Raw genomic sequence first — 1,132 nt, 5'->3', positions numbered from 1 at the left:
GGTTCTTTATGATATTACTTGATAAATGGTTTGAGAAAAAGCGAAACGAATCATTTTTTTGAATGTAGTCTTATATCTGAAACCTCTGGCAATTCTTTTGATAGTCTGAATTTTAGAATTGATGCCTTCAAGAACCCCATTATTAATTTGTGATTTAGCATAGTTAGCAATACCGTCAAAGTGAGCGAGAATAGTTTTAGTAATAGCGTTGTCTTTCATCATTTCTTGAGCAAAATCAGCAATGAATTTTAGTTGAGCCTTAAACTCTTCGTGCTGTTTTTGTGTATAGAAATTAGTGATTTCGTCCATAATTAGGGTAATATACTTTTTAAAATTCTCAGACTTGGTTTCTAATTTATCTAAATGTTTGTAAATCAATTTGATAACATGCCATTTATCAAAGGTAATATCAACACAAGGAAAATATGTTTTAGCACCACTAATAAAGGCAGGGGACATATCAATAGAAATATTCTTTAGAGCCTCTGGATACGGATGGTTTTTCATAAACTGTTCAACACATTCAGAAGATTTACCATCATATATACCAATGATTTTCCATGAATCTAAATCAAAAAATGTTGTAATGTATTCATGCCCTTTTTTTGTTGATGTTTCGTCATAAGCAATATTAATAGGTGTTTCTATGATAATATCATCCTCTAAGAATTGAGTATAATGATGATATATCGACTCAACTCGTTGAATATTAATCCCTAAACTCTTTGCAACAGAGCTAAAACAATGATGTATGTGCATCAATCGCATTACTTCTTGCTCATATTGTAAAGTAAAACGTGAATAATCTCTCGAAAATGATATTTCGGGTTTTGTAAGTTTACCTGTTTGATTTTCTTTGTAAATAGGTATCTCGCAATGGATGAAAGAACGATATTGGAACAATCGTAAATGTTCCCATTCACGTGCATAATAACTGTGTATTGAATGATTCAATGGTATGTGTTCTTTGCTCACTTGTAAATAAAAATGTACCGCTTGATTTTTTTCATCCTTTTCTATTCTTGATAACTCGAAAGGCGATGAAATAGGTAATAAATCACTAAATTGCTCTAATAAATCCATTTTGCTTTTTTTGCAAAATTAAACCTTTCAAGTAATATCATAAAGAACC

The 1,132-nt window shown here is 30.5% G+C and carries 1 protein-coding gene; it reads right to left on the bottom strand.

Annotated elements, in window-relative coordinates; translation table 11 throughout:
* Nucleotides 1-6: 6 nt before the first annotated feature.
* Nucleotides 7-1,083 (bottom strand): transposase, encoded by a 1,077-nt coding sequence (locus ABR854_RS25680; RefSeq protein WP_350268722.1) that lies wholly within the window; start codon nt 1,081-1,083, stop codon nt 7-9.
* Between the last annotated feature and the right edge of the window lie 49 nt (nt 1,084-1,132).

Origin of the sequence: Emticicia sp. W12TSBA100-4, assembly GCF_040253585.1 — a bacterium.
Lineage (GTDB): Bacteria > Bacteroidota > Bacteroidia > Cytophagales > Spirosomataceae > Emticicia.
The sequence above is the reverse complement of the archived record's forward strand: the minus strand, read 5'-3'. Positions and strand labels throughout refer to the sequence as shown.

Coding starts and splice junctions, on each gene's coding strand:
- ABR854_RS25680 (WP_350268722.1), bottom strand. CDS start 1,083: ATGGATTTATTAGAGCAATTTAGTGATTTATTACCTATTTCATCGCCT.